Annotated in this window: 7 protein-coding genes; all 7 read right to left on the bottom strand. The window is 54.8% G+C overall.

Going from position 1 to position 7,748, the window contains the following annotated elements; genetic code table 11:
* The coding region (gene rimO, locus ACEQU8_RS00390; protein ID WP_370260686.1) for a 30S ribosomal protein S12 methylthiotransferase RimO at positions 1-1,299 on the bottom strand (1,299 nt) is incomplete at its 3' end.
* 8 nt (positions 1,300-1,307) lie between these two features.
* Positions 1,308-1,892, bottom strand: coding sequence for a polyhydroxyalkanoate synthesis repressor PhaR (gene phaR / locus ACEQU8_RS00385; protein WP_370260684.1), 585 nt, complete (start codon positions 1,890-1,892; stop codon positions 1,308-1,310).
* 172 nt (positions 1,893-2,064) lie between these two features.
* Positions 2,065-2,808, bottom strand: a complete 744-nt coding sequence (locus ACEQU8_RS00380; protein WP_370260683.1) for a 3-ketoacyl-ACP reductase — start codon at positions 2,806-2,808, stop codon at positions 2,065-2,067.
* Between the two features lie 35 nt (positions 2,809-2,843).
* Complete coding sequence (locus tag ACEQU8_RS00375) at positions 2,844-4,022, bottom strand: acetyl-CoA C-acetyltransferase (RefSeq protein WP_370260682.1); 1,179 nt, start codon at positions 4,020-4,022, stop codon at positions 2,844-2,846.
* A gap of 32 nt (positions 4,023-4,054) precedes the next feature.
* Positions 4,055-5,890, bottom strand: a complete 1,836-nt coding sequence (locus ACEQU8_RS00370; RefSeq protein WP_370260681.1) for a PHA/PHB synthase family protein — start codon at positions 5,888-5,890, stop codon at positions 4,055-4,057.
* A 347-nt stretch (positions 5,891-6,237) separates the two neighbouring features.
* Entirely contained in the window at positions 6,238-7,056 is an 819-nt protein-coding gene (gene pgeF, locus ACEQU8_RS00365) for a peptidoglycan editing factor PgeF (RefSeq protein WP_370260679.1), read from the bottom strand.
* A partial coding sequence (locus ACEQU8_RS00360; protein ID WP_370260678.1) for an RluA family pseudouridine synthase occupies positions 7,046-7,748 on the bottom strand: 703 nt, incomplete at its 5' end. The genes ACEQU8_RS00360 and pgeF, both read right to left, overlap by 11 nt.

The raw sequence follows: 7,748 nt of genomic DNA, 5'->3' as shown, positions 1-7,748 counted from the left end.
GCCAGAAATTGATGGCAATGTGGGGTCTTGCGGCATGGGTACAAACACATTGCCATCAATTTCTGGCGCATCGGCTTGGCTGCGGGCCACGATGCCCTCCTCGTCGGTTTCATCCACAATCACTTGCATGGTGCGCCCAAGCTTGGCCTGGTTGCGGCGAAGTGAAATGCTTTCCTGCAATTCCATCAGACGTGCGCGCCGCTCTTCCTTGACCTCCTCTGGCACCGGATTAGGCAAAGCGTTGGCTTTGGCCCCCTCCACTGGTGAATAGGCAAACACGCCCACGCGATCCAGCTCCGCTTCTTCAATGAATTGAAGCAAGTGCTCAAACTCGGCCTCAGTTTCTCCCGGAAAACCCGTGATGAAAGTGCTGCGCAAGGTGATGTCGGGGCACACCTCACGCCACGCGCGAATACGCTCTATATTTCGCTCACCGCTGGCCGGGCGCTTCATGCGCTTCAGCACATCGGGGTGGGAGTGCTGAAACGGAATATCCAAATAAGGCAAAATTTTGCCCTCCGCCATCAGCGGCACCACGCGGTCCACATGGGGGTATGGGTACACATAATGCATGCGCACCCACAACCCCAGCTGGCCTAGCTCCTCAGCCAATTGTTGAAATTGCGTTTTTACAGGGCGACCATTCACAAAGTCGGTGCGATATTTGATGTCCACGCCGTAGGCGGAGGTGTCTTGGCTGACCACCAACAGTTCTTTCACGCCCGATTTCTTGAGGCTCTCTGCTTCGCGTATCACTTCGCCAATGGGGCGCGAGACCAAATCACCGCGCATGTCAGGAATGATGCAAAAGGTGCACCGATGATTGCACCCTTCCGAAATTTTTAGATAGGCGTAGTGTTTGGGCGTCAACTTGACGCCGTGGTCAGGCACCAGGTCGATGAACGGGTCGTGAGGCTTTGGCAAGTGCGTGTGCACCGCCTGCATCACTTCCTCAGTGGCGTGGGGGCCAGTGACAGCGAGCACCTTGGGATGCAGGCTGGTGATGAGTTCTTTGCCTTCATTGCCGTTTTTTGCACCCAGGCAACCCGTCACAATCACCTTGCCATTGGCATGCATGGCCTCACCAATGGCATCGAGGCTCTCTTGTACTGCGCTGTCTATAAAACCACAGGTGTTGACCACAATCAGATCGGCCCCCTCGTATGAAGGCGACACCTCGTAGCCCTCCACCTTCAGTTGGGTCAGAATTCGTTCCGAATCAACGAGTGCCTTGGGGCAACCCAACGAAACAAAGCCCACACTGGGTGGGCGCTTGGCAGAAGCAGGCTTGTCTTGCATGTTAACAATTACTTTTTATTGGAGTCTGGCTTGTTGCGGCCAGCCATGTTGGCCATGTCGGCCGGGTTGGGAAAACCGAAGTTGGTAAAAATATTGCGAGTTTGGTTTTGGAACTGATCCTGCATTTGCACGAACATGTTTTTGCTTTGCTCGATGTAATTGCTCATCATGCTCTGGATCACCGGCGTTTGCACGCTCATGAACTGCGACCCCAACTCTGGGTTGGCAAACTGGCTGCCATCGGCCATGTTCTTGCCTTGCTCCTGGAAGCTGTTCTGGATGTCCATAAACGCTTGCAGATTTTTTTCAAGAAAGGTGCCCATGATTCCCTGCATGGCGTTGCCGTAAAAGCGAATAATTTGCGACAACATGGGAGAGGTAAAAATAGGCGCACCCGCCGTTTCTTCTTCCAGAATGATTTGCAGCAAAATGCTTCGGGTGAGGTCTTCACCTGATTTTGCATCAACCACATGAAAATCTTCGTTTTGAAGCACCAGCTGCTTCACATCGCCCAGCGTGATGTAACTGCTGGTTTGTGTGTCGTACAAACGCCTGTTGGGGTACTTTTTAATCAAACGTGTTGCCTCAGCCATGCCTCTCTTCTCTTCGGTTGGTGTTTTACGCCGCTGCACCTGCGTGGGCGCGCGGTCTGTTGGTACTTCAAAAACAAGCACTTAGAAAAAATAATGCACTGCACGCTGTTTAACGTGCAGTGCAACATCATACCGCCTTTTTAAGGATTGGTCGCCCTTGTGCGCGGGCAAATCAACCCATGTGCAGGCCGCCATTCAGCGAGAAGTCTGCTCCGGTTGAAAATCCGGATTCATCAGAGGCCAACCAGGCACAGATCGAGGCAATTTCTTCCGGGGTGCCCAAGCGTTTGACTGGAATACCCGCCACAATTTTTTCAAGCACATCGGGGCGAATGGCACGAACCATGTCGGTGCCGATGTAGCCAGGTGACACCGTGTTAACAGTGACGCCCTTTGAAGCAACCTCTTGGGCCAGCGCCATGGTAAAGCCACGCAAACCGGCCTTGGCTGTGGAATAGTTGGTTTGACCGAACTGTCCCTTTTGACCATTCACCGACGAAATATTGATGATGCGGCCCCAGCCCTGCTCAACCATTCCACCAATCACCTGCTTGGTCACATTAAAGAGCGAATTCAGGTTGGTATCGATCACAGCAGACCAATCGTCACGGCTCATTTTTACAAACGTGCCGTCGCGGGTAATGCCAGCATTGTTCACCAACACACTCACGGTGCCGTGCTCGGCTTTCACTTTTTCAAAGGCCTCTACCGTGCTATCCCAATCGGCCACATTGCCTTCGCTGGCCCACACCTCGTAACCGGCGCTTCGCATTTCGCCCAACCATTTGTCTTTGCGTGGGGAATTGGGGCCACAGCCGGCCACCACTTTGAAACCCTGCTCGCACAAGCGCTTGCAAATGGCGGTACCAATACCGCCCATGCCACCTGTTACATACGCCAATTTAGCTTCACTCATAATCACATCCCTTATTGAATTTTTAATGACTGAAATCAACGAGACACGGCCAAGGCCACGCCCATACCGCCACCAATACACAGGGAGGCAAGGCCTCTTTTAGCGTCTCGTTTGTTCATCTCATGGATCAAGCTTACCAGCACACGGCAGCCCGAGGCGCCGATGGGGTGCCCAAGAGCAATTGCTCCCCCGTTCACGTTGATCTTGGAGGTGTCCCAACCCATTTCTTTGTTCACCGCACAGGCCTGCGCTGCAAACGCCTCGTTGATTTCCATCAAGTCAAGGTCGGAAGGGGTCCAGCCCGCTTTTTCCAGACAACGCTTGGAGGCGGGCACGGGCCCCATGCCCATGATGGTGGGGTCCAGGCCAGCGCTGGCGTAAGCATGAACTTTGGCCAACACGGGCAGGCCAAGCTCCTTGGCCTTGGCAGCACTCATCAGCATGACAGCGGCTGCGCCATCGTTGATACCGCTTGCATTGGCCGCGGTTACAGAGCCATCTTTTTTGAAAGCCGGCTTTAAGGCACCCATTTGCTCCAGAGTGGCCCCCAGACGCGGGAACTCATCGGTGTCAAACACCACAGGATCACCTTTGCGCTGTGGAATGCTCAAAGGAATGATTTCATCCTTGAAGCGACCAGCCTTGATCGCAGCCTCGGCCTTGTTCTGGCTCTTCACTGCGAATTCGTCTTGCTCTGCCCGATTGATGCCGTATTTTTCAGCCACGTTTTCAGCGGTGATGCCCATGTGATATTGGTTGTACACATCCCACAAGCCATCCACAATCATGCTGTCGACCAGCTTGGCATCGCCCATGCGGAAGCCATCACGGCTACCCATCATCACGTGGGGTGCAGCGCTCATGTTCTCTTGGCCACCAGCAATCACAATCTCGGCATCACCACAGGCAATGGCCTGAGCCCCCAACATCACGGCCTTCAAACCCGAGCCGCAGACTTTATTAATGGTCAAGGCCGGCACAGCAGCAGGCAAGCCCGCCTTGATCACAGCCTGGCGCGCTGGGTTCTGACCCGACCCAGCGGTCAACACCTGTCCCAGAATTACTTCAGAAATCTGCTCACCCTTGACACCGGTTTTTTCCAGCAAGCCCTTGATCACATGCGCCCCCAATTCCGGGGCTGAAATTTTGGCCAAACTGCCACCAAATTTTCCAATGGCCGTGCGGCCTGCGGCAACAATCACAACGTCGGTCATGTTTAGTTTCTCCTGTTGATTCGAATTGACGGTTACACCCGCTGCTTCACATAACGACCTGGCGCGGGCTCTAGGGGTTTAAATTTCGTATTGCCGGGTTTGGCGGGCGCTTTCACCTCGCCGCCTTTCAGGGGCTCAAGCCAAGCAGCCCAGTCATTCCACCAACTGCCTGGCACCTCCTTGGCCTTTTTCAACCAGGCCTCTGGCGTGGCAGGCAGGTCGCCTTCGCACACCCAATAATTGCGCTTATTCTTTGAAGCGGGGTTAATAACACCTGCAATGTGTCCACTGGCCCCCAACACAAAACGCGCCTCACCACTGACCAAATGACTGGTTTGAAACGCGCTGGTCCACGGCACAATGTGGTCTTCACGGGTGGCCAGCACATAAACCGGGGCATCAATCAGGCCCAGATCAACCGGCTCGCCACACACCTCCACATGGCCAGGCTTCACCAAATTGTTTTCAAGGTAGGTGTTTCGCAAATACCAGGCAAACATGGGGCCGGCCAAATTGGTGCTGTCGCTGTTCCAGTACAACAAGTCAAACACCGGCGGCTTTTCACCCTTGAGGTAATTGCTGACCACATAGTTCCACACCAGGTCGTTGGGGCGCAATGAAGAAAATGCACTCGACAGATCTTTGCCCGGCATCAAGCCCCCCTGCCCAATGCTTTCCTCGCGCGCTCGCACCTGCTCCTCGCTCACAAACACACCCAAGGCACCGGTGTCGGTAAAGTCAAGAAGCGTGGTCAGGAATGTGACGCTGTTGATGCAGTCCTCTCCACGATTGGCCAGCGTGGAAAGCGCAGTGGCCAACAAGGTGCCGCCCACACAAAATCCCAACACATTAATTTTAGGCTGCTTGGCAATGGCTTTGGCCACCGAGATGGCCTGAATGACCCCATCTTCCACGTAGCCGTTCCAGCAAAAATGCGCCTCGGCCTCGGTGGGGTTTTTCCAGGACACCAAAAACAAGGTGTGACCTTGATCCACCACAAACTTGACGAGGGAATTGGCGGGCTGCAGGTCCAGGATGTAATACTTGTTGATGCACGGTGGCACAAACAGCATGGGCACTTTGCCCACTTTCGGCGTGCTGGGGGTGTATTGCAGCAATTGAAAATATTCATTTTCAAACACCACTTGACCCGGTGTGGTGGCCACATTGACCCCCACCTCAAAAGCCGATTCGTCGGTTTGCGAAATGCGCCCTTTTTGCATGTCTGCAAGCAGGTTCTGGATGGCTTGGGTCAGGCTTTCACCTTTGGTTTCCAACAGTTTTTTTTGTGCCTCGGGGTTGGTTACAAAAAAGTTTGACGGGCTTAACGCGTCCACCAACTGCTCCACCGCGTATTCCATGCGCCGCTTTTCTGGAGAATTATCAGGCACCAAATCAACGATTTTTCGGGTGAATTTGGCATTCAGCGAATACAGCGCAGCCGTAAACTCATATACACCGTGATCGCGCCAATCGGGCGATGCAAAGCGCTTGTCGCCTTCCAAATACTGTGCCAGGCAATGCGTTGCGGCCTGCTGCTGTTCCGCAGTTGGGATGTTTGAAAATGCCGAAGCCAACAACGACGACAACTCGGCCGTGTACTCAGTCTGGATTTGACCCAACGAGTGCACAGGAATTTGCGATAGCGTTTGCTGAAACGCGCCCATGACCGAACTCATAAACGGCGCAATCGCACCCATGGTTACCGGATTGATGGGCGCTACCCCCTGCAAACCTGGCAGACTGCCAAAAGCACCCATGACCTGCTGCATCTGGGTTTGCATGTGTTGCTGAAGCTGCTGCATTTGCTCTGCAACAGGCAATAATTGACCGAAGACTTCTTCGAAGCCTTTGAATTGATTGTTCACCTTCCTCTCCTTTGTGGGTGCTTTTAGGAAAGCACTCCGTGGCCTACGCGGGCCTTGTTCTTTATATTGTGCACCGCACCATTTTGACTTGTCAAATTTATATTGGCCTCAGACACCATTTGCCCTGACCAAGGTTTTAATGCACCATCTGCCCAGTGTAGTTGCGTCGCGTGAGTTTCAAAAGATGTATATCGTTGCAATCGGCTGGATGTATGTGGTGGTTTTAATGGCCGCTACGGAACATTCCTTTGCTGCGGGTTTGGCCACCTTTTTGTTTTATGGGCTACTGCCTTGCTCGGTCTTGATGTACCTGCTTGGTACCAAATCCCGCAGGGCTCGCAAACGAGCTATGGAAGAAGCCGAACAATCGTCGCCATCCGACCTGCCGGCAGGTTCTTCTGCTGGCTCCGGCGATGAGAAAACCAGCGCCCATCGGTGAGTGTGTCCTCCCCTCCGCCTTGAACCTGACTAACACCGGCATCGGCCAAATCTAGCCGGGCGAGCCCGTACAGGTCCGCCCAATATTTGCCTGCAGTGGTGCCCTGTACAAAACATCCACAGGAATTCGGCAGGCGCTGAAGAAATGCCTCACGCACCTCGCTTCCAACCTCGAAAGAAGCCGGGCCAATGGCTGGCCCCAGCCAAGCAACAATGTGAGCAGTTCGGATACCGCAACGCTGTGCAAGCTGCCCGGCGCACACCCGCAAAACGCCTGCATGCAAACCGCGCCAACCCGCATGGGCTGCAGCGACCCCAAGCACTCGGCCCTCGCTCAGGGCCACAAACAGCACTGGCAGGCAGTCTGCAGTCATAATGGCCAAAGCCCTCGAACTGCCAAACACCAGCGAAGCATCCGCCTGGGGCGCTGGATTATTTTGAATTTGCGTGTCTGCCATTTGCCCTGCGTCGACCACCTCGCAACCATGCACCTGTTGCAACCACACAATGGGGGCACCCACCCATTGCGCCAAGGCTTCGCGTCGCGCTTGTACATCGCCGACATCATCGCCCACATGGGCGCCCAGGTTAAAACCAACGGCAGGATTGACCAGTGGGTGCAAAGGCCCGCCCAGACCGGTTTGCGTCACGGCCATTCGCACCTGTGAATTAATCGCCGCCAATGAGCCCGTGAACCTGGGCAGGTACAACAAGTCATCAATCTTCATCGGGCAACTCTTCATCTTCATCGTCCAAAGGTTCGAATTGGACCAGCGCCGACGCTCTGTGCGCATGCGCCTGCTCAAGCACCGCTTCTTCCACCCAAGGGGCATGAAAATCGATCCCTGCCAGCTCACCCAGGGCAAACAAGTCGTGTGGGGCCCGAGCGATATACTCAGGCCAATCATGGTCGGCTAGGGTGGCTTCCCAGTCTTCCATCGACTGGCCGTCAGCGCGCAGAGCGAATCGCGCTGGGTCTGGAAAGCTCAAATGGGTTGCGTGCAAGGCCTGCCGTGCAAACTGAGTGCCATCGGGAAGTTCGACACCGCTTAAACGCAAAGCCGAGTGACTTCCCGCACCACGAAGTTTATAAACCGGGTCGGCCACGAGTGCAAAGCCCGCGTGCTGGGCATGCACGCGAATCTGGTGTGTGCGGCCAGTCTCCAGCCGGCAAACCATCAAGGTCACAGGCACTTCCATGAGCTCACCTTGGGCAATGGGCAAGAAGTGGGTTACAGCCGGCTTGCCATAGTCGACCACCGCCATACGCAAGCGGTTTTTGGGGTCTCGGCCCAGTGGATTGTTCACGGTCACCGGCGCGCTTGCGCGCCCCCAAACCAGTGCAAGGTACACCCGCTTGACGATGCGGGCCTGGAGCATTTGCACCAATTTGACCTGCGTGTCTGATGTGCGGGCCACC

Origin of the sequence: Limnobacter sp. (assembly GCF_964228395.1) — a bacterium.
GTDB lineage: Bacteria > Pseudomonadota > Gammaproteobacteria > Burkholderiales > Burkholderiaceae_B > Limnobacter.
The sequence above is the reverse complement of the archived record's forward strand: the minus strand, read 5'-3'. Positions and strand labels throughout refer to the sequence as shown.

What these genes read in the sequence shown, in the direction of transcription:
- phaR (WP_370260684.1), bottom strand. Translation starts at nt 1,892, where the DNA reads ATGGCTGAGGCAACACGTTTGATTAAAAAGTACCCCAACAGGCGTTTG.
- ACEQU8_RS00380 (WP_370260683.1), bottom strand. Translation starts at nt 2,808, where the DNA reads ATGAGTGAAGCTAAATTGGCGTATGTAACAGGTGGCATGGGCGGTATT.
- ACEQU8_RS00375 (WP_370260682.1), bottom strand. Translation starts at nt 4,022, where the DNA reads ATGACCGACGTTGTGATTGTTGCCGCAGGCCGCACGGCCATTGGAAAA.
- pgeF (WP_370260679.1), bottom strand. Translation starts at nt 7,056, where the DNA reads ATGAAGATTGATGACTTGTTGTACCTGCCCAGGTTCACGGGCTCATTG.